Here is a 19,180-nt window from a genome sequence, read left to right as displayed (position 1 = left end):
CTCAGTCGTTCTCCTCGGACGCCGCCCGGGACACCGCGAGCTCGGTAATCGCCCTGCTGGCAGGCGCCTTCATGCTCGCCCGCGCGGCCCACGACACAGCACCCGTTCTCGCCGCGGCCCGAGCATCCGCCGCAATCGTCCGTGACGCACTGGGGTCGGTCCCATAGCCATCGACGGCCCACGTGCCGGGGCGGCCTCCCTGCGATGAAGTCGGCATGTGGCACAGCGACGTCCGATTTCCGCCAGCCCCGGGACGGGCGTCCACGGATGCTGGAGCCATGACCACGACTTACGAGGTGCGGGCCATCGACCCCGCCGTGCTGAAGCAGCTGCGCGAACGGGACGACGCCGGCCGGACCCGGAGACCCGTCACCGATCCGGAGGGCGGCGCTCCGCTGCGCTGCTGTCTGCGGCACAGCGAGGCGGGTGAGCGGATCGTCCTCGTCTCCTACGCACCGTTGCGCCGCTGGGCGGTGGCGACGGACGCCGAGCCCGGTCCGTACGACGAGTGCGGGCCGATCTTCGTTCACGCCGAGGAGTGCGACGGTCCGGCTTCCGGCCCCGGCTACCCGGTCGAGCTGCACGGTGCTCGCCGGGTCCTGCGGGCCTATGACGGCCAGGGGCACATTCTCGGCGGGCGGCTGATCGAGATCCCGAAGGAGCGGGCCGCCGAGGTGGACGACGCGCTGCTTGAGGTCTTCGCCGATCCGGCAGTGGCCCTCGTACACGTCCGCGCAGTGGAGTTCGGCTGTTTCATGGTCGAGGCGCGCCGCCGGTAGACGAGGCGGAGGGCCGTCCGTTCAGCGGTTCGGCGGACCGGGGCTTCGGGAGCGTCGGGGGTTCGGGGGTTCGGGGGTTCGGGGGTTCGGAGGTTCGGAGGTTCGGAGGTTCGGAGGTTCGGAGGTTCGGAGGTTCGGAGGTTCGGGGCGAGAAACCACGTGCCGGTCTGAACGTGCTCCCCGCCGGATTGTCGGCGTCAGCCGCCGGAATCATGCGCCTCTGCACCGCCGACGGCGCGGGCACACGTTTCCGGCGCCTCCAGGGAGGTGGGAGCACTCGGGTCTGCGACAGCCTCATCCGCCGATGCTGCGCAGTAACTCCACCTCCCCGGCGGCACGCCCAGCCTGCCGCACCGCACGGTGCCGTGGCGAGCGTTGAATCGCAGGTCAGTACACGTATCTGTGCCATCGGACCGGTCTCACCCCGTTGGCGTCGGCATACGTACCGGTGACGGGACGGGCCTACGTACAGCTGCTGGGCAGCCGGCCTCGGGGTGGGACGCCGCCACCGACCGGCAAGGGCAATACAGCCAGGGCCTCTCGTTTGGATCATGCCGGGATCGCGGGGCCCGGCACGCACTCCCCCAAGGCCTCAAGGGCCAGGGGGGACCCCCTCCGCGCTGTCGTCGGTCGCCAGGACTCCGCCCTGACTCCCTCCCCCGCCTTGCGATCGCACGCACCAGACCCCGCTCCCTGATCCGGCCTGATCCGAACGAAAGACCCTAGGAATCCAGCACCGACGCGATCTCTGTGCGTGAATCGATCGCGAGTTTGGTGAGAATGCGCTCGACATGTGTGTCCGCAGTCCGCTTCGAGATCACGAGCTGCTCGGCGACCTCCCGGTTGGACAGTCCTCGCGCGACCAGCGTGGCGACTTCCCGTTCCCGCGGGGTGAGCACGTCGGCTGCCGTGGACCCCTGCCGACTGCGAGGCAGGCGCCCCACGCACAGCGGGCTTTCGGTGTCCGCCCGTACCGCGTCCAGGATCTCGGTACCCGACAGCCGTGCCCCCACACCGTGCCAGCGCTCGTACTCCGTGTGCCCCAGCGCTTCCCGCAGGGCATTGCGGGTTGCCTCCTGCTGGTCCAGCACGGACGGCAGCATGGCCACGGGGTCGCCGCTGAGCCCCCGCGCGCCTTCCGCGTAACCCAGCAGCCACGCCGCCCTGACGTAGCGGTCCTGCCCTGCGGCGTGCCAGGCCAGGCCCAGGCAGCAGAGCGCGGCGACCAGCACGTCACCGATCTCGCTCATGGCGTCCAGGGCCTGCCGCAGCGCCTCGGCACTCTCCTCGTGGCGTCCCGCCAGCCAGAGGATGAGACCCTCCGCCATGAGCGTGGATCCGTGGAACTGTCGATCACCCGTGCCGTGCAGATGGGCCAGCCCCACCTCGCACAGCTCCAGGGCCCCGTCGGTGTCCCCGAGCACCGCGCGCAGCAGCGCGCCTTCGTAGTGGACCATGCTGACGCCCAGCAAGTCGCCGACGGCGACGATCCGCCGACGCCCCTGTTCCAGCTCGGCCAGTCCTTCTTCGAACTCGCCGCAGAGCGCTCTCATGGCGCCGATGTACGGCTCCGTGAACAGTGCCACGCGCTGTTCGTCGCAGTTCAGCGCGGCCTCCCGTGCCTGCCGGAAGAAGGTCGGCGCCTCCGCGAGGTCGGCGGTCCAGGTGGCGAACACTCCGGCCATGAACAGGCCCCAGGCCCGCTCCGTACAGTCCTCGGGCACCAGACGGAGCCCCTTGTCGATCCAGTACCTCCCCTCCGACAGGGTGCCGGTCGCCCTCCAGTGCGGGGCGAGCTGCACGGCGAGGCTCAGCCCTTCCGTTGCGCGGCCGGGGGCCGTGAAGGCGTACTTCATCGCGGCGCGGATGTCGGCGATCTGGGCGCGCACCGCTTGATGGAGCTCGGCCTGGGCCGGGGTGATGAGTTCGTCCCACAGGCGCCCGGCCGTGTCGCGGTGGTGCTCGAAGTGCCGCCCGCGCACGGCGGCCGCGTTGCTCTCCTCGTCGAGGCACTCGGCACCGTACTCACGGATCGTGTCCAGGAGCCGGTAGCGCACCCCGTCCTCGCCGACGCGCTGCACGACCGACTTGTCCACGAGGCCGAACAGCGCCTCCAGCACGGCATCGGACGGGAGCCCGTCGCCCCCGCCCACCCGTTCCGCGGCCGACAGTTCGAAGGGCCCGGCGAAGACGGACAGGCGCGCCCACAGCAGCCGCTCCGCCGGGGTGCAGAGCTCATGGGACCAGTCGATGGTCTTACGCAGTGTCTGGTGCCGGGCGACCGCGCGCTGCCCGCCGGTGAACACCTCGAAGCGGCGATCCAGCCGGGCCACCAGCTCGGCAAGGGACGCGACCCGCAGACGCACGGCGGCCAGTTCGACGGCGAGCGGGATTCTGTCGAGCCGTTCGACGAGCGCCAGCGTCTGTGTCCGGTTGGCCTCGGTGACGGTCCAGCCCGGCAGGACGCGGGCGGCCCGCTGCGTGAACAGCTCCACGGCGTCGTCCACGCCGAGTGGGGCGATCGGCATCGTCCGCTCGTCGGCCACGTCGAGGGGCTGCCGGCTGGTGGCCAGTACGCACACCTCGGTGGCCTCACGCAGGAGGACGTCGCAGAGCACGGCGCAGGCGTCGACCATGTGCTCGCAGGTGTCGAGCACGATGAGCAGCTGCCTGCCCTTGAGATGAGCGACGACCGCGTCCAGAGGTTCCATCCCGGCCTGGTCCGGGACCCCCAGCACGGTGGCCAGCGTCGCGGGTACCAGTTCGGGGTCGGACAGGGCCGACAGCTCGGCCAGCCACACCCCGTCCGGGAACCGTTCCCGAAGCCCCTCCGCCGCGCGCAGGGCGGTGCGGCTCTTGCCGACACCGCCGGGGCCCACCAGGGTGACGAGCCGTGATTCGTGGAATGCCTCCTGGATCAGCGAGATCTCCTCGGCACGTCCGACGAAGCTGGTCCGCTCAGCCGGGGGCTGCCCGCTGCGCCGCTGCCCGAAGCCGAATCCCATGGCGCCCCCGTGATGCTCAAGTCCCGCGCCTTCGCGAGAAGTCAGCACAGTGTAAATGTGTGACTCCTCAGCGTGGTCACCGTTCGAATGGGCACGCGGCGGCTGCGAGGGGACGGGGGCGGGAGGGCGTTCCGGGGCGCGGGCGGAGGCGGGGAGACGCGGCCGTCTCCCGCCCCATCCCCCTACCCGCCCCGACGCACTCACTCAGTCACTCACTCAGTCAGTCAGTCAGTCAGTCAGCGTTCCGGTCCTCCTGCCCCCCGACCACCAGGACGATCTTCCCCGTGGTCCGCTCGTTCTCGAGCTTTACGTGCGCTTCGGCGGCCTTCGCCAGCGGGAACGTCGCGTGGATCCGCGGCCTCAGCGCGCCGGAGGCCGCCAGGTCCGCGATGGCGTTCATCCCGGCGTGGTCCGCCTGGACTCCGATCATCCGGACACGACCTCCCTGACCGGCCTCGCGCTCCGCAGCGTCGGCCGCGCCGTTGGGTACGGTCGTGACCATCGTGCCGTCTGGGCGCAGTATCGACAGCGAGCGGGAGCGGATGTCCCCGGAGAGCGTGTCGAGGACGAAGTCGACATCGCCGACGGTCGCGACGAAGTCGGTGGTGGCGTTGTCGATCGCTTCGTCCGCGCCGAGGCCGCGTACGAACTCCTGGCGGTCCTTCCCGAGCACCGTGCCGATGACGTGGGCGCCGCGCGCCTTGGCGATCTGGACCGCGAGGTGGCCGACACCGCCGGACGCCGCGTGGATGAGGGCCCGCTGTCCGGGGCGCAGCCCGGCCGTGTCGACGATGCCACCCGTCAGTGGGCGCTGGAGCGGCTGCACGAGCCGCTGGCCCTCACCGACCTCGCCGCCCATGCCCGGATGAGCCGCCGCACCTCCGCGCGGCGCTCCCAGAACGAGGCAGGGGTCAGCCCGGGCCGCTGGCTCACCCAGCAGCACGTCGCCCGGGCACGGCACCTCCTGGAATCCACCGACCTTCCCGTGGACGAAGTCGCCGCACAGACCGGATTCAGCAGCGACACCTCGCTGCGCCAGCATCTGCACGCGGCCATCGGTGTTCCCCCGCTCACCTATCGAAGGACATTCCGCGGAGCGGCCACGGCCGGAAACAACAGCTGACGGCCGGAACCACCGACTGGCGGCCGGGAACCAGCAACCGGTTCCCGGCTCCCGGCGAAACGAGCGGGCTCGGCGCGTTCCGGGGAGGAAGGCTCTCCGTATGACAGTCGGCGGCACGGCTCACCGGCTCCGTCATCGGTCCGTGGGCCGCGCCCCGGAATTCAGCAACCCGACGCCGGAATTCCCGGAGGCCGGAGCCCCCGGGTGAAGGTGGTTCACAAAACCCCGGACTCGGCGATGTGCCCGCGGTCCATGGTGAGCCGGGCCCCGGCGAACCGGGATCGCATCCGGCGGTCGTGGGTGACCACGACCACGGCACCCCGAAACTCCACCAGCGCCTGCTCCAGCTCCTCTACGAGCACCGGGGTGAGGTGGTTGGTGGGCTCGTCCAGCAGCAGCAGGTCCATCGGGTCGCTGACCAGCCGCGCGATCTCGATCCGGCGCCGCTGTCCGTACGACAGGTCCTTCACCCGTCGCCGCAGGTCGGACGGGCTGAACAGGCCCAGGGAGAGGAGTTTCCCGGCGTGGTCCTCCAAGTAGCCGACCCGGCCGAGGGCGAAGGCCCGCAGCACGGTCAGCTCCGGTGGCCAGGGCGCCTCGTCCTGTCGCAGGTGCCCGACCCGGCAGCCGACGCGCACCGAGCCGCTGTCCGGTGCCAACTCCCCGGAGAGCACCCGAAGCAGGGTGGACTTGCCCGCACCGTTGGGACCGGTGACCAGCAGCCGCTCGCCCGGCCGGATCCTCAGCGAGGCGACGGACAGCCGGTCAGCGACTCGCACGTCGGTGAGCTCGGCCACCGCCTCCACCGCCTCCGCCTCCGGGCCCGCGGTGTCGATGCGGGCGGCGAAGGAGAGCGGGTCCACCGGGGCCTGGGCCGGGTTCTCGGTCAGCTGGGCCACCCGTTGCTTGGCGTTGCGGATCCGCACCATCGCACCGTGGTCGCGTCCGCGCCTGCGGTACGCACCGTGCCCGAACACGGAGAGGGGCGTCTTGCGCGGGATGTTGTCCATCCGTGCCACGTTGGAGGCGATCAGCCCCTGGTTACGGTCGAGTTCGGCGCGCCACTCCTCGTACTCCCGCAGTCGCCGCGCGCGTTCCACGGCCTTGGCCGTCAGATAGCCCTCGTAGCCGTCGCCGTAGCGGGTTACGCGGCCGGAGCCGACCTCCAGGATCGTGGTGGTCAGCCGGTCGAGGAACACCCGGTCGTGGGTGACCGCGATCACCGTGCCGCGATGGCTCCGCAAGTGGTCCTCCAGCCACTCCATCGCCCTGTCGTCGAGGTCGTTGGCCGGCTCGTCGAGCAGCAGCAGTTCCGGTGCGGAGGCCAGGGTCGCCGCGAGTGTCAGCCGGGAGCGCTCGCCGCCGGAGAGGGTCCTGAGCTTCCGGTCGCGGTCCAGGCCCGGCAGTCCGAGGCCGTGCAGCGCGACCTCCACCCGTACATCGGCCTCGTAGCCGCCACGCGCCTGGTACTGCTCGATGAGGCCGGAGTAGCGCCGGAGGGTGGCGGTCAGCTCCGGTTCGGGGCCGCCCGCGTCGTGCTCGGCCAGTTCCGCCTCGGCCCGGCGCATCGCCTCTTCGAGCTCGCGCAGGTCGGACAGGGCCAGGTCGACGGCATCCTGGACGGTGGCGTCGAGCGGCAGCTCCAGTGTCTGTGCCAGGTAGCCGATGCCGCCGGGGGCGACCACGGTGAGCAGGCCGTTGTCGGGCTGCTCACGCCCGGCGAGGACCTTGAGCAGTGTGGACTTGCCTGATCCGTTGTCGCCGATCACACCGACCTTCTCGCCCGGCTTGATGCTGAAGCCGACCCGGTCGAGCACGACGCAGTCGTGGTAACGCTTGGTGATGTCTTGGAGGGCGAATTGCGCAATCGACACGCGTGTGTCTCCTGATTCCAGATGAGGATGGGTGAATGCGTGAGCGCGCTGAGCGGTACGGCCGGCAGAAGCGGCACATCCGGAGAAGACCGACACACAGTCTTCCGCAGCCGTCAGACCCGGTGCGGTGGTGTGTCAGCAGCACGCTGCCGGATGCGGCGACGGAGTCCAGCTCAACGCCGCGCATCCTCATCTGTCACAGAGTTCCCATGGAGGGAACCATAGGCGGGGGCCGGTGGCCCTGCAAGGGATTTCGGGCCCGCCGGCCGAGGACGCTTCGGCGGTGGTGATGCGAGGAGGGCTGCCGTCATGGGCCGGACACGGTGAAGAGCGCCCCATCCGGGTCGCGGATGACGAACGCGTCCTTCGATGGGTCGTCGAGTGCGGGAACCAAGGACGATTCACCGCCGGCGTCGATGGCGGCGGCTGCGGCGCGTGCGCCGTCCTCGACGTGGAAGTCGACGATCCAACGAGGCCGGATCCGGGGATCCGCAGCGGCTTCGATGCCTCCGCCGCGCAGGGTGGCGACGGTTCGGCCTTCGAGCCTGACGCGGACGTGATCCTCCGCGTAATCGACCGTGCAGCCGCCTGGCGGTTCGGCCCAGTCGAAGATCCCGGCGTAGAAGATGGCCGCCTCGAAGGCGTGGCGAGTCTGCAGGTCCAGCCGCGCGGGAGCGCTGTCCTGCCCCACCGACCAGACAAGGGCCGTGCCTTCCCAGAGGCCGAAGACGGCCCCGTCGCGGTCGGCGGCGATCGCCGCCCGGCCATCGGCCACTCTCACCGGCCCGACGGCGAGTGTGGCGCCGCGCTCCCTGACCCGGTCCGCGATCTCGTCGGCGTCGTCCACGGCGAAGTACGGGGTCCAGACAGCGGGTGGACTGGCGGCGGGAGCACAGCATCCGATCCCGGCAACGGGCCGGCCGTGCGCCATGGCCACGGAGAAGTTGCTGCCGAGGGTGCTGGCCACGAAGTCCCAGCCCATGACGTCGGTGTAGAAGCCCTGGGCCACGGGCAGGTCGTGAGATATCAGGCTGACCCAGCAGGGAGCGCCGTTCACGTGCCTGATCCTTCCGAGGGCCGGCATTCGATGCTCCTTCGGGTTTCTCGTCGCTGCCGATGGTCCACGGGCTGCGCCTCGGTCGGTGGGAGCAATTCCTCCACGTCACGATGGTCCGCCGTAAGTTCCGCGATCGACCGCCTCCCATACCAAGGGCCCGGCGCTGCCTCCGTGGCCGAACGCCGTACGGGGTTGGCCGGTCGGTGACGGACGTGCTGGCGATCGGCAGGCCGAGTTCGTGATCTAACCGTGTACCTCAGGCGGCTACGCCGCACCTCAGCACTCCCGCTCCCGCGCCCGATCCCGCACCGCCGGCCGGCGCGGCAGCACGGCACCGGCAGCAACGCGGTATGGATCCACTCACTCCGCGGACGTGCGCGGACGGTGCTCGGGCAGCCAGCCCTCGGCGTACGCGACGGCCTCGGCCAAGTCGAACAGTCGGGCCTGCGCACCGCCCACCCTGCCTCGTATCACCGGGCGCACCTTCTCGAAGTCCGCACCGAGTTCATCGAAGCGGTCCGAAGTGAACGAGGTGTCACGCACGGTTGCCCATTCACGGCCCCGCGGAGTCATCACGGCGAAGGAGTTGTCCACCTGCGACGAAGGGACCCGGTACTCGGCCAGATGGAACGCCGTGCAGGAATCGAAGCCCGCTCCCAGGAGAAGAACTCGCGCCCCGGCTTCCTCCAGCCGGGCGAGCGGGCTGTGCTCGCCGAGCCGGCAGTCGAGCGCGTGGGCGTCCACGATCGCCGACGCCCGTGGACCCACGGCCGCGAAGGAGGTCTGAGGGTGACAACTGCGGACGGCGCCCGGCCAGTTACGTACGGTCTCCGGGATGGCACCGACGCCGAGGGTGGGAGTGGTCCGTGTGTCGAAGGCCGGCATCGAGGCACGGATGTCCGCCCACCAGGCCTCGGGCACGGGCGGGTTCTGCCAGTACGCCGGATCCGAATTGTCACCGGAGTGGGTGGGCACCACCAGGGTCCCGCTGTCGCCGAGCGAGTCGAGCAACGCCATGACGACGACGCCGGGACCGCCGCAGACCCAGCCGAGCGAGCTGAGCGAGGAATGCACGAGGAGGACCTCACCGGCGCGCAGGCCCATGGCGCGGAAGTCGGAGGCGAGCGAATCACGGGTGCACATCGGGCCGGAGGAAGGCTTGATAGGCATAAGCGGTCAGTGTCCAGGCCCTGATCCGCCCGGACCACCGATTTTCGGCACATGCGAAGCACATACCGAAAGAGACCCGGCCATCAACGAGTGGCTGTCACTGCGTCAGGACGGCGCCGCGTAACGCCCGACATCACTATCGGCGCTCCGTCGGGCGGGGGGTTCGGTCTCCTGTCAGGCACCTCGGAGCTCTCGTTGTTCACTCCGGAACGGAAGCACCGGCCACAGAACCACAACCAGTCACTTTCGATGCAGGGCCAAGGGGGAAGAGCTCGTCATGGAAGGCCCCCAGGGTGGTCAGGGTGCGGTCCGCGCGCGGTGTCGACGTACCGCGTCGCGGTTGGCGCACCGCTGGGTGCAGTAGCGCTGCCGCCCGGTACGGGAGGTGTCGGCGAAGATCACGGCACACTCGGTGACGGCACACCGCCGGAGCCGCCGCATGCCCCGCCCCGCCAGGTGCAGCGCGGTGCCGACGGAGATCAGCGAGAACAGCAGCGGGCCGAGCGACTGCCGGTCGTCCCTGTAGTGCAGGTGCCAGCCGTCCTCGGCGTGGTCGGTCAGCCTCGGGTGGGCGGCGGCCGCCGCCAGCATCCGGTTGAGCGACTCGGCACGCTCGTGTTCCTCGTCGGCATCGACGACCTTCTCCCACGCGTCCAGCACTTCAAGGGTGCGGTCGAGGTCATGTGGCGTGACCGGAAGCTCCACCACCAGGCCGGCGGCGCGGCAGCGGTCCGCGAGCTCCTCGGCGCTCGCGGGGCGCCGGTTGGCCAGATCCGCAGCCAGCGTCACGACATCCTCGCCGTAAGGGTTGAGGTGCATAAGGCCATTACATCAGTGTGGTCGGCATGAGACAACGCACTGAGAACAACGCCGCTGTACGGCAGGCGGTGGAGGACGACATCGCAGAACTCCAGCGCCTGCGGGCGATGCTGTTCGACGACCTCGGCGGCGACTTCTTCGACCCCGCGTCGGGAGGCGACGACTGGCTGGGAGCTCTGGCCGTAGTACTCAAGGAGCAGTTGTCCGCGAACTCAGGCACCGACGCCGTACGCATCCTTGTCGTGGACGGCGGCAGCGGCCTCGCCGCCTGTGGCATCGGCACGATCGAGCAACGACTGCCCGGCCCGCACCTGAGCAACGGCCGGATCGGGCAGGTGATCGGCGTGGTCACCGATCCTGGGTACCGTCGGCTCGGTCACAGCCGCTCGATCATGCAGGAACTGCTCGGCTGGTTCCGGGAACGTGACGTCGCCCGGGTCGACCTGTACGCCTCCTGCGAGGGCGAGCCGCTCTATCGTGAGCTCGGTTTCACCGACCACCCCGACCCGTCGCTGTACTGGCGTCCGTGACCGCAGAACGCATATGCCCTCCCACCGTGTTCGCGGGACTTGTCGGTAGGGTTACGGCCATGAGCGTCGAGGTGGAGGTCGTCCGTGGGGCGACCGATGAAGTGGTGGAAGCAATCGCTCGCCTGCTGCCCCAGCTTTCGAGTACTGCCGGTGTACCCGACCGGGAGTCGGTGGCCCAGCTGTTGCGCAGTGACGCCAACACCCTGCTGGTGGCCAGGATCGAAGGCCGAGCCGTCGGCATGCTGACTCTGATCACGTTCCCGTTGCCGACGGGGCTGCGGGGCCGCATCGAGGATGTCGTGGTCGACGAGGCGGCGCGAGGTCACGGGGTGGGATCGGCGCTGACGGAGGAGGCGCTGCGTCTGGCCGAGGCGGCCGGAGCCCGGACGGTCGACCTCACCTCGCGTCCGTCCCGCCAAGCAGCGAATCGGCTGTACGAACGCCTGGGATTCCGGGCCCGCGATTCCAGGGTCTACCGGTTCGTCGTGCGACCGTAGGCTCGGCCGTACGGCTGTGCTGCTCGACACCCCGAGCAGCACAGCCGTGTCCCGGCGCCCGGCGCGAGGCCGGCCCTGTCGGCCGTCACAACTGTCGTGTCCGGTACTGGTCCCGCTGTCCGTGGACCGGCACCGGACACTCCGGCCCGCGGCGGATCCGCTGCGTGGGTTCACACCGGCGCGGTCACGCTCCGGCCAGCAGCACCTCCAGCGCGGCGGCCGTCTCCGGATGGCGGCCGGTCAGTACCGCGCCTGCCGGGCGGCCGGCCTCCGCCGTCTGCCACGTGCCCTCGCAGCCCAGCAGGTTCGCCACGGCATCGCACGTCGCGGGGTGCTCGGCCAGCAGTGCGCAGCCGTGGGCTCCGTCCGTTGCGGTCGCCGGACGCATGGTTACGGGCTCCGGCTGCGCCCGCCACGGTGGCACCCATGTGTCCAGCGCCGCGAGCCGGCCGGGGAAGGTCCGCCCGGCTTCACGGATCAGCAGCGGAGCCAGCTCCGAGCCGCTGGATCGCAGAGTGGTGATCAGGGTCGGCAGCCAGGGCAGGAGCACTCGATCCGGCAGCCGTCCGAACGCGTTCGACACCGCCTCCACCACGAAGTCCGTGAGACCCGGGACGGGCTCCAGGGCGTGTACGAAGCCGCTGAGGTAGCGCGGATAGGCGGGCACCACCAAGGGGTTGCCCAGCAGTTCGTCACAGTTCGCCCGAAGGTCCGTGCGGGAGAGGTGCCCGAGCTGCACCTGGGCCGCCCACAACAACGCCGTCTTCGAAGCCTCCTCGGGATGCGACTGGACCACGGCCAGTTCGAGTTGGGTCCGGTCGCAGCCCAGCGACAGTGCCAGGCTCTCCATGCTGAACAGGAAGCCCAGCATCGCGGCCACCTGGCGGACGGTGGCGTCCTCGTCGGTGAACGCTGTCGGCAGCAGGGTGCAGTAGTGGGCGTATCCGGTCTTGGCGAAGGATTCGATCCAGGGCGGCAGTACCGGTTCGCTGGTGCGGTAGTACGCCAGCAGTCGCCGTACCCGGCGCAGTACCTCCGGTGCACCGTCGACGCTGCGTTCGGCTGACAGCACCTGCAGGGCGTGTGTGCCCAGTTCGTCGGCGAGGCGGCGGCTGCGCAGGTACAGCGTCGCGTCCTCGACGGCTTCCAGGACGGTCGCGGTGGTGGCGCGCCGGTCATACGCCGTGCGGCGCAGGCGCTGCTCCAGCACCTGTTCGATGCTGACGCCCTCGTAGCCGAGCTCGATGAGCGCACGCTGGTACGTGCCGAGCGCGAGGTCCCATGATTCCTGGATCGGCCGCTCCCCCAGCTTCCGGTCACCCATGATCGGGCGGGCGGCACCCTGCGGCAGCAGCCGGCGCAGCATCCACAACGCGTCGGAGCACCGCTCCAGTTCCGGCTGGGAGACGATGTCCAGCAAGGCGCGTTGTACACCACTCTGCTGGAGCTTCAGGCCCAGCGGCGCGAGCCGGTCGTGCACGTCGCGGGCCAGGGGCGGCAGCGCGGCGTAGCCGACCTGGCCGACCCGGTCGCCGCCCATCATGATCTCCACGAGGCGCCGCACATCGCGCCGGCCGGGCACGGTGTCCTTCTCGATGCAGGTGACGGCCGCGTCCTGGAAGTCGTACGGCGTGGGCTTGGCCCGGTCGCGCATTCCGGCCAGCAGGATCGACGTCTCGAAGACCGCGATGGCGTCGGCGGTGGAGGCGAGGTAGCCGTTCCGGCGCGCGGCGCGCACGATCTCGACCGACCAGCCGAGCAGCTCCGCCTCGTCGAGCCGGTCGAGTGCGGGCGGGCTCTGCAGGAATCCGGTCAGTCTGTCCGAGGGCGGGACGACCAGGGCGGGCCCCACCGCCGCCGCGGTCACGGCCTTCTTGGCCTTGGCCTTCGACTTCTTCGCGCCCGCCTGTCCGGCCAGGCGGAAGGGCTCCACGCGGGTGCGTCGGACATTCTTCGCCCATACGGTCGCGGCGATCGACACCGATCCTGCGGCGAGGCCGAACTGCGCCTCGATCGCCGCGTGGCTGGACGGAATCAGGCCGTGCTGCCATGTGGTGGCACTGGGCGGGCTGATTTCGAAGGTGTCCGCGCCGTGGACACCGAACTCGGCGACGCGGCTGGCCGCGTGGAAGGCCCCGCAGACGTAGAGGCAGTCCGCGGGGTCGGTGCCGGTGGCGGCCAGGTGTTCGCGCATCCTGGTCCACATGTAGCGTTCCCGGTCCTCGTCCACCCTGAGCCGGTGGGAGTCGCCGGGAGCGAGCCGACGGAAGAGGCTTCCGATCAGGAGCATGACCTGGCGGTAGGTGTCATGGTCGCTGTCGCCGAGCGGCAGCTCGACGTACTGGTGCCACCACTCCGACCAGTGCCGCACCTTGCCGTGGCGCAGCAGGTGCTCCTCCAGTTCGGCGAAGCGCGGGCGCAGGTCGCCGATCTCCACGCCGACCGCGTCGCCGTGCAGTGCGGCTTCTTCCTCGACGGGAGGTGCGTCCGGCCCGGCCGGTTCGGCGGACTCCGTCGCACGCGCGTCCCACTGGAAGACGTGGTCCGAGGAGCGGTCGACGAGGACCAGCTCCACACCCGGCGTGTCCAGTGCGTAGGCGATCGCCTGGTACTCGGCGGAGGCCTCGGTGATCGGTGCGACCACCGAGAGCGGGGACCACTCGACCGGGAAGCCGTCGACCTCGGCCGCGAACGACTGGACCGCCACCGGGAGCTTGCAGTTGCGCAGCTCCGTCAGCAGTGGCGCCATGTCCTCGCACAGTTCGAGGTAGATGACCTTGGGCTGCTTCTCCCGCAGGCGCCGGGCCATCGCGATCGCCGAGGCGGGCGAGTGATGACAGACGGGGAAGATCTCGAGCGGCTCGCGGACCGCGTGGTCGACGTCGTCGACGATGCCGAGGAGGATGCCCTCCAGTGCGTCGGGTCCGTCGGCGAACGTCGCGGCGGCCTCCTGCAGCTGAGCACGCAGTCCTTCGAAGGTCCCCTCGTGGGTGCTGGTCATGACAGGGTGGCGATCGCGTCGCGGCCGCCCTCCAGGAACTCCGGCCAGGAGCCGCCCTCTTCCTTGCTGCGCGGTTCGACGACACCGTGCAGGTACTTGTTGAGGATGGCCAGGTCCTCGGGCTCGCGCCGGGCCAGTGAACCGACGAGCGACGAGGCCAGCGTGCGGGCGGTGAGTGCGCGATCGCCGAAGAAGTTGCTGTGCAGCACAGCATCCTCCAGCACACCGATCTGTTCCGCGGTGGACAGGGCGGACTCCAGCTTCTCGTCGTCGCTGCCGGCCGCGGCTGCCGAAGCACGCAGGTCGGCGAAGCTCTGCAGCAGCACGTCGAGCAGGGTCGGCGGCACTTCCAGCTCGATCTGATGGCGGCGCAGCAGCTCCTCGGTGCGGAAGCGGACGATCTCCACTTCGCTCTTCTTGTTCGTCACCACCGGAATGCGGACGAAGTTGAAGCGTCGCTTGAGCGCCGAGGACAGGTCGTTGACGCCTCGATCGCGGCTGTTCGCGGTGGCGATGACCGAGAAGCCGGGCTTGGCGAAGACGATGCTGTCGCTGTCGAGTTCGGGTACCGAGATGTACTTCTCGGACAGGATCGAGATCAGCGCGTCCTGCACGTCGCTGGTGGAACGGGTGAGTTCCTCGAACCGGCCGATAGCGCCGGATTCCATCGCGGTCATGATCGGCGAGGGGATCATCGATTCCCGCGACTGGCCCTTGGCGATGACCATCGACACGTTCCAGGAGTACTTGATGTGGTCCTCGGTGGTACCGGCCGTGCCCTGCACCACCAGCGTGGAGTTGCGGCAGATCGCGGCGGACAGCAGCTCGGCCAGCCAGCTCTTGCCCGTGCCGGGGTCACCTATGAGCAGCAGGCCGCGGTCGGAGGCCAGTGTGACGATGGAACGCTCGACGAAACTGCGGTCGCCGTACCACTTCTGCGAGATCTCCCGGTCCAGGCCGTCGGAGCGCTCGGAGCCCAGGATGAACAGGCGGACCATCTTCGGGGACAGCCGCCAGGAGAAGGGCTTGGGATTGTCGTCGATGGACTCGAGCCACTCCAGTTCCTCGGCGTACTTGATCTCGGCAGGGGCGCGCAACAGGTCGGACATGACAGGGCCTTTCTAGGCGAGGAACGTCTTGAGCTCGTTGACGAGCTTGCGGATGTGGCCGGAGAGCACCGGCGTACCGAGGTCTTTGAAGCGCTCACGGAACCACGGGTTGACACTGCCGCGGCCGGAGCTGGTGACCGAGCCGACCGGGATGAACTTGGCTCCCGAACGGTGAATGGCGACCATGCTCTGGAACAGTGGCTCGGTCTGCCACTCGTAGAAGTCGGAGATCCACACCACGACGGTGTTGCGTGGCTCCGCGATCTTCGGCTGGGCCAGTGCCATGGCCACCGTGCCGTCGGTTCCGCCCCCGAGGTTGGTGCGCAACAGGGTCTCGAAGGGGTCGTGCACCCATGGTGTGAGGTCGAGCGCCTGTGTGTCGTACGCGATCAGGTGGACGTCCACCTTCGGCAGCCCGGCGAAGATCGAGGCCAGGATGGTGCAGTTCACCATGGAGTCGACCATCGAGCCCGACTGGTCCACGACGACGATCAGCCGCTGCGGGGTCGTCCTGCGGACCGTGTGCCGGTAGTAGAGACGGTCGACGTAGAGCCGTTCCTCCTCCGGGCTCCAGTTGGTGAGGTTCTTCCAGATCGTCCGGTCGAGGTCGAGGTTCCGGAACACCCGCTTGGGCGGGACTGAGCGGTCCAGTGTGCCCACCGTGGCCTTTTCGACCTGGGTGCGCAGTACTTCGGCGACCTCTTCGACGAAACGGCGGATCAGGTCCTTGGCGTTGGCCAGGGCCACACCCGAGAGGTTGTTCTTGTCCCGCAACAGCTGCTCGATCAGCGACATGCTCGGGGTGAGCTGCGAGGCGAGCCCGGAATCGGCGAGCACCTCGCGCAGGTGCATCCGTTTGACGAGGTCGGCCTCGATGGTGGCCAGCTCCGGGCCGATCTCCGGAATCAGCCGGCCGAGGTCGGGCGACGGGCGCCGACCGCCGGTGCCGGTCGGGCTGACACCCTGCCCTGCTGTCCCTCCCCCGGGACGGCCGCCGCGCAGCTCGCCGGGCCGGCAGCCGAGCACACGCTCGAGCCAGCCCGCGTCGGACTGCCAGCGCGCCAGCTCTCCGGCGGTGACGGTGCCCGAGCCGGAGGCGAAGACATTGAGCAGCACCTTCGACACCAGTGCCGCCCGTCGTACTTCGGCGGCCCGGTCACGTGCGTCGGCGGCCTCGGATTCGAGGTCGGGGTCCGGTGTCATCAGGCCGTCGAACTCGGCGGCCAGCTCCGGGTGTCGCTGCACGATCGAGTCGACGGAAGCCTGTGGGTCCAGCAGTGCGGAGGGCAGGCCCATGTCCTCGACCACGGCGAGGCTCGCGGATTCCAGCGTGCCCTGCTCCTCGGGGTCGAAGAGCCGGGCGAGGAGCCGCCAGTACAGCACCTGGCGGCGGTTGTCCTGGGGATCCGCCTCCGGCGTCCGCGTGACCGGAGGAGACTGAAGGGCCTGGGGTGTGTGCGGCGTCCGGAGGGCCGGAGAAGCCCCGGGGGCCGGAGGAGGCATGTTGTCGGCGGTCTGCTCCGTCGTGTGGTCCGTCATTTCCGCAGCAGCCTCCCCGCACGCTCCCGCAGCACGGCCACGGCGTCGGTGGCGGCCTTCTCGGCCTTGACTCCGGCCTTGTCGGTCGTGCCCCCCGCCCATCCCCCGGCGTGGATCGCGACGGCCTTCTTCCGTACGGTCGTCTCGACGGCCAGGGGCTGCACGCGATACGTACCGGCGTCCCAGCGGAGCAGTCCGATGCACGCTCCGGACACCGCGACGGCCTCGGGAGTGAGCGGTCCGGCGGTCGGAATGCGGTCGGTGTCGACGACGAGGGGGCCTCCGGCGAGGGTGAACGTGACCGTGTCGTCGTCCTTGTGTGCGGCGTAGCCCTCCAGGAACACGGGGACTGCGATGCGTGCCGGGTGCCGGTCCAAAGGTGCCGTCGTCGTGTCCGTGGCAGTGGGCAGGGCGACGCGGGCGGTGGCGAAGGCGTCAGCGGGCTCGCCCCGGCGTGCGTGCTCGTCGCTCCAGATCAGGTCGCCCTCCGCGGTGACGGGCATGTCGGTGAGCTCCATCGAGCGGCCTTCGCCGATGGCGGCCAGCAGCGACATGTGCGGGCGGAGCAGCTGCCAGAGCCCTGCTCCGACGACCGTGTCGGGTTTCGGCACCGCTGTCCCGGCGCGTACCAGGCGGGGTGCGGTGCCGTCGGCGGGCTCGAACACCGCGTGGACCTGGGCCTGTACGGCAGTCGCGTGTTCATGGACGTCGATACCGAGGGGCAGGAGACGGCCGGTGACCGTACCGGTCACGGGCGCGTCGGCCGCGCCGGGCACCGTCAGCAGCAGGGCACGTGACCACAGATCGGCCCAGCGGCGTGCCGGGATCCGTTCCATGGACGAGCCGGGGCAGGACGCGGCGAGTTCGGCGGCGAAGCCGTCGAGGAGCGTCGCCAGGCGGCGCAGCGCGGGATCCGGAAGCATCGCGGAGACGACCGGCGCCGCACCGGCGACCACCTCGTGGTCGATGCCCTGCCACCCGGAGCGGGCCAGATCGGACAGCCAGGAGCGGGCGGCGGTGAGCAGGTTCGCCCCCTGCTGCGCGGTGGGAGCGGGGAGCGTCGCCTCGGCGCGGGTCCGGCCGGTCGCCTCCTCGATGCGGGTCATCAGTGCGTCGTGGACGGAGCCGAGGAGTGCGGTGCGGGCGGCGGCGAGGGCGACGAAGTGGTCCTCGCTCGCGGCTCCGCCCGCCGCCTTCTCGGCCGCCTCGGCGACCCTTGCCGCCAGCGGCGTGCCGGCGACCGCGTACGCGAGTCCGGTCAGACCGGCGCTCTGGGCAGGCTGCGGACGCAGCAGGCCGGCGACGAGAGCCCGGTCGAAGCCGTCGACGGCCTCCAGGGCCTCGTCGAGTCCGGTGATGTCCTCGGCGAAGAGGTCGGCACGCATCACGCCACCGCCCTGGTCGGCGGGAACCACTGCATCTCCGGCAACGGCGTTGTGGTCGGGGTGAGTTCCAGGTAGGCGAGGTGACGCAGGAACCGGCTGAAGACGGGGGCGGCGGCCTTGGTGTCCCCCTGCGGTGGACGTGCGGCGCTCATGCCGTCGGCGACGGTCTGCGCGCTCGGCTCCCCCTCCGCGGACTCGACCCTCAGGTAGCGGGCGACGCGCTCGGCTCCGTACTGGAGCACCGCCTCGTTGATCAGGGCCCTGATGTGATTGCAGAACGACCCCCGCGCGCCGCCGCAGGGCCGGTTGTTGTTGGTGCTGCAGGCGAACGTGTACGTAGCCGCGGCGACCGAGGACACGTAGACGCGCCCGATGTCGGAGCCGCTGGACACCACACCCTGCAGGCGTCCGTCGGCCAGCTCGACGAACGGAACTTTGGCCAGCTTGCGCGGTCGCGCGGGTGCTGTGACCCGTGCCGTGCTCGACCTCTCCCAGTCTGACAACGCACCACTCCTATGTGCACCAAGGCGACTTCCTCGCCACAACGGCAGGACACGACCGAACATACCTACGACCACTGACAACGCCCCGGTCGCAGCCGCGGCGTCGCCTCGCGCACTGGCCTCAGCGCCGTGAACACGGCTGCGGCACGAGGCCGATGCCCGCCGGACGTATGTCGGTTCGCTGCCGGTGCAGCGGGTGCCTCGGTGCTGCCGCCGCTCGACGCGGACGCTCGGGGCGTCGCCGTCCTTGATCTCGCCCGGCCATCGGCGCGCCCCGCTGCGCGGACGCGGTCATCGAAAACGCGACCGCACAGCGGGACTCCGGTGTTTCGGCGCCGGATTTGGACGATCACTCGCACACGACAGGATGCAGCGGGGGGCCGTTTCCCCCTGGCGGCATCAGAGGGTGTGCGCAGAACCCTCGGAGGCCATGGCTTCTCCACCCGACGGCAAGGGGTAGAACGGGATGGCCACGAGGTCGTACTGAGGGCACGGGGTCGTGAAGCACTGCTTGGGCGACAGCACACAGAAGTGCCCGGCAGGCGCGACGACGGTGGCACACGGACTCGCCTGTGACGCAGGGGAACCCGTCGGCGAAGCGAGCGAACCCGTCTGTGGAGCAGGGGAACCCGAATGTGGGGCGATCGAGCTCGCCCGTGGTGCGACGGAGCTTTCTCCGGCGTGCGCCGGGCTCGCCATGGTGAGGGGCAGGGCGGTGAGAGCGACCGCCGTGGCGGTACGCAGCAGGTTCTGAATCATAAGGAGCAGAGTTAGCCGCACCCCGGCGCG

Annotated in this window: 14 protein-coding genes and 1 pseudogene; 4 read left to right on the top strand and 11 right to left on the bottom strand. The window is 70.1% G+C overall.

The window, feature by feature from the left end:
* Window positions 1-278 precede the first annotated feature (278 nt).
* On the top strand, window positions 279-779 hold the full coding sequence (locus tag OHA19_RS37850; RefSeq protein ID WP_405708398.1) for a DUF1203 domain-containing protein: 501 nt from the start codon (window positions 279-281) through the stop codon (window positions 777-779).
* Window positions 780-1,501: 722 nt separating this feature from the next.
* On the opposite strand, the gene OHA19_RS37845 is transcribed toward OHA19_RS37850, so the two are convergent.
* Window positions 1,502-3,784 (bottom strand): ATP-binding protein, encoded by a 2,283-nt coding sequence (locus OHA19_RS37845; RefSeq protein ID WP_405708401.1) that lies wholly within the window; start codon window positions 3,782-3,784, stop codon window positions 1,502-1,504.
* Window positions 3,785-4,016: 232 nt separating this feature from the next.
* Entirely contained in the window at window positions 4,017-4,643 is a 627-nt protein-coding gene (locus OHA19_RS37840) for a zinc-binding dehydrogenase (RefSeq protein WP_405708404.1), read from the bottom strand.
* Between OHA19_RS37840 and OHA19_RS37835 the strand changes: the two are divergent.
* Window positions 4,578-4,907 (top strand): annotated as a pseudogene (locus tag OHA19_RS37835) (helix-turn-helix domain-containing protein); the annotation flags it as partial. The gene OHA19_RS37840 and the pseudogene OHA19_RS37835 overlap by 66 nt on opposite strands.
* A 215-nt stretch (window positions 4,908-5,122) precedes the next feature.
* Here OHA19_RS37835 and OHA19_RS37830 read toward each other — a convergent pair.
* The 4 genes from OHA19_RS37830 to OHA19_RS37815 form a co-directional block, all read right to left on the bottom strand.
* Window positions 5,123-6,781, bottom strand: coding sequence for a TlrC/CarA/OleB/SrmB family ABC-F type ribosomal protection protein (locus tag OHA19_RS37830; protein WP_405753118.1), 1,659 nt, complete (start codon window positions 6,779-6,781; stop codon window positions 5,123-5,125).
* Window positions 6,782-7,088: 307 nt separating this feature from the next.
* Entirely contained in the window at window positions 7,089-7,838 is a 750-nt protein-coding gene (locus tag OHA19_RS37825; protein WP_405753116.1) for a VOC family protein, read from the bottom strand.
* Window positions 7,839-8,198: 360 nt separating this feature from the next.
* Entirely contained in the window at window positions 8,199-9,008 is an 810-nt protein-coding gene (locus tag OHA19_RS37820; protein WP_405708412.1) for an aminoglycoside N(3)-acetyltransferase, read from the bottom strand.
* Between the two features lie 297 nt (window positions 9,009-9,305).
* Window positions 9,306-9,827, bottom strand: a complete 522-nt coding sequence (locus OHA19_RS37815; protein WP_405708415.1) for a CGNR zinc finger domain-containing protein — start codon at window positions 9,825-9,827, stop codon at window positions 9,306-9,308.
* Between the two features lie 26 nt (window positions 9,828-9,853).
* On the opposite strand from OHA19_RS37815, the gene OHA19_RS37810 reads away from it, so the two are divergent.
* On the top strand, window positions 9,854-10,357 hold the full coding sequence (locus OHA19_RS37810; protein ID WP_405708418.1) for a GNAT family N-acetyltransferase: 504 nt from the start codon (window positions 9,854-9,856) through the stop codon (window positions 10,355-10,357).
* 59 nt (window positions 10,358-10,416) lie between these two features.
* Window positions 10,417-10,854: a GNAT family N-acetyltransferase gene (locus OHA19_RS37805; protein ID WP_405708421.1), complete on the top strand. Its 438-nt coding sequence runs from the start codon at window positions 10,417-10,419 to the stop codon at window positions 10,852-10,854.
* A gap of 184 nt (window positions 10,855-11,038) precedes the next feature.
* On the opposite strand, the gene OHA19_RS37800 is transcribed toward OHA19_RS37805, so the two are convergent.
* Genes OHA19_RS37800 through OHA19_RS37780 form a run of 5 tightly spaced genes read right to left on the bottom strand, consistent with a single transcriptional unit; the run spans window position 11,039 to window position 18,391 of the window.
* Window positions 11,039-13,855, bottom strand: a complete 2,817-nt coding sequence (locus OHA19_RS37800; RefSeq protein WP_405708424.1) for a hypothetical protein — start codon at window positions 13,853-13,855, stop codon at window positions 11,039-11,041.
* Window positions 13,852-14,964, bottom strand: coding sequence for an AAA family ATPase (locus OHA19_RS37795; RefSeq protein ID WP_124721926.1), 1,113 nt, complete (start codon window positions 14,962-14,964; stop codon window positions 13,852-13,854). Before OHA19_RS37795 ends, OHA19_RS37800 begins: the two co-directional genes overlap by 4 nt.
* Before the next feature lie 12 nt (window positions 14,965-14,976).
* Window positions 14,977-16,503, bottom strand: a complete 1,527-nt coding sequence (locus OHA19_RS37790; RefSeq protein ID WP_405708428.1) for a vWA domain-containing protein — start codon at window positions 16,501-16,503, stop codon at window positions 14,977-14,979.
* The gene (locus tag OHA19_RS37785) at window positions 16,500-17,918 is read right to left on the bottom strand and encodes a hypothetical protein (RefSeq protein WP_405708431.1); all 1,419 of its coding nucleotides are present in this window, start codon (window positions 17,916-17,918) and stop codon (window positions 16,500-16,502) included. Before OHA19_RS37785 ends, OHA19_RS37790 begins: the two co-directional genes overlap by 4 nt.
* Entirely contained in the window at window positions 17,888-18,391 is a 504-nt protein-coding gene (locus OHA19_RS37780; protein ID WP_405708433.1) for a hypothetical protein, read from the bottom strand. The genes OHA19_RS37785 and OHA19_RS37780 overlap by 31 nt, the downstream gene beginning before the upstream one ends.
* Window positions 18,392-19,180 lie beyond the last annotated feature (789 nt).

It is taken from the genome of Streptomyces sp. NBC_00012 (genome assembly GCF_045040875.1).
In the GTDB taxonomy this organism is placed as follows: domain Bacteria; phylum Actinomycetota; class Actinomycetes; order Streptomycetales; family Streptomycetaceae; genus Streptomyces.
Note: the sequence above shows the minus strand (reverse complement) of the source record. Positions and strands in the feature narration are given on the sequence as shown.

Coding starts and splice junctions, on each gene's coding strand:
- OHA19_RS37850 (WP_405708398.1), top strand. CDS start 279: ATGACCACGACTTACGAGGTGCGGGCCATCGACCCCGCCGTGCTGAAG.
- OHA19_RS37845 (WP_405708401.1), bottom strand. CDS start 3,784: ATGGGATTCGGCTTCGGGCAGCGGCGCAGCGGGCAGCCCCCGGCTGAG.
- OHA19_RS37840 (WP_405708404.1), bottom strand. CDS start 4,643: ATGGGCGGCGAGGTCGGTGAGGGCCAGCGGCTCGTGCAGCCGCTCCAG.
- OHA19_RS37820 (WP_405708412.1), bottom strand. CDS start 9,008: ATGCCTATCAAGCCTTCCTCCGGCCCGATGTGCACCCGTGATTCGCTC.
- OHA19_RS37815 (WP_405708415.1), bottom strand. CDS start 9,827: ATGCACCTCAACCCTTACGGCGAGGATGTCGTGACGCTGGCTGCGGAT.
- OHA19_RS37810 (WP_405708418.1), top strand. CDS start 9,854: ATGAGACAACGCACTGAGAACAACGCCGCTGTACGGCAGGCGGTGGAG.
- OHA19_RS37805 (WP_405708421.1), top strand. CDS start 10,417: ATGAGCGTCGAGGTGGAGGTCGTCCGTGGGGCGACCGATGAAGTGGTG.
- OHA19_RS37800 (WP_405708424.1), bottom strand. CDS start 13,855: ATGACCAGCACCCACGAGGGGACCTTCGAAGGACTGCGTGCTCAGCTG.
- OHA19_RS37795 (WP_124721926.1), bottom strand. CDS start 14,964: ATGTCCGACCTGTTGCGCGCCCCTGCCGAGATCAAGTACGCCGAGGAA.
- OHA19_RS37790 (WP_405708428.1), bottom strand. CDS start 16,503: ATGACGGACCACACGACGGAGCAGACCGCCGACAACATGCCTCCTCCG.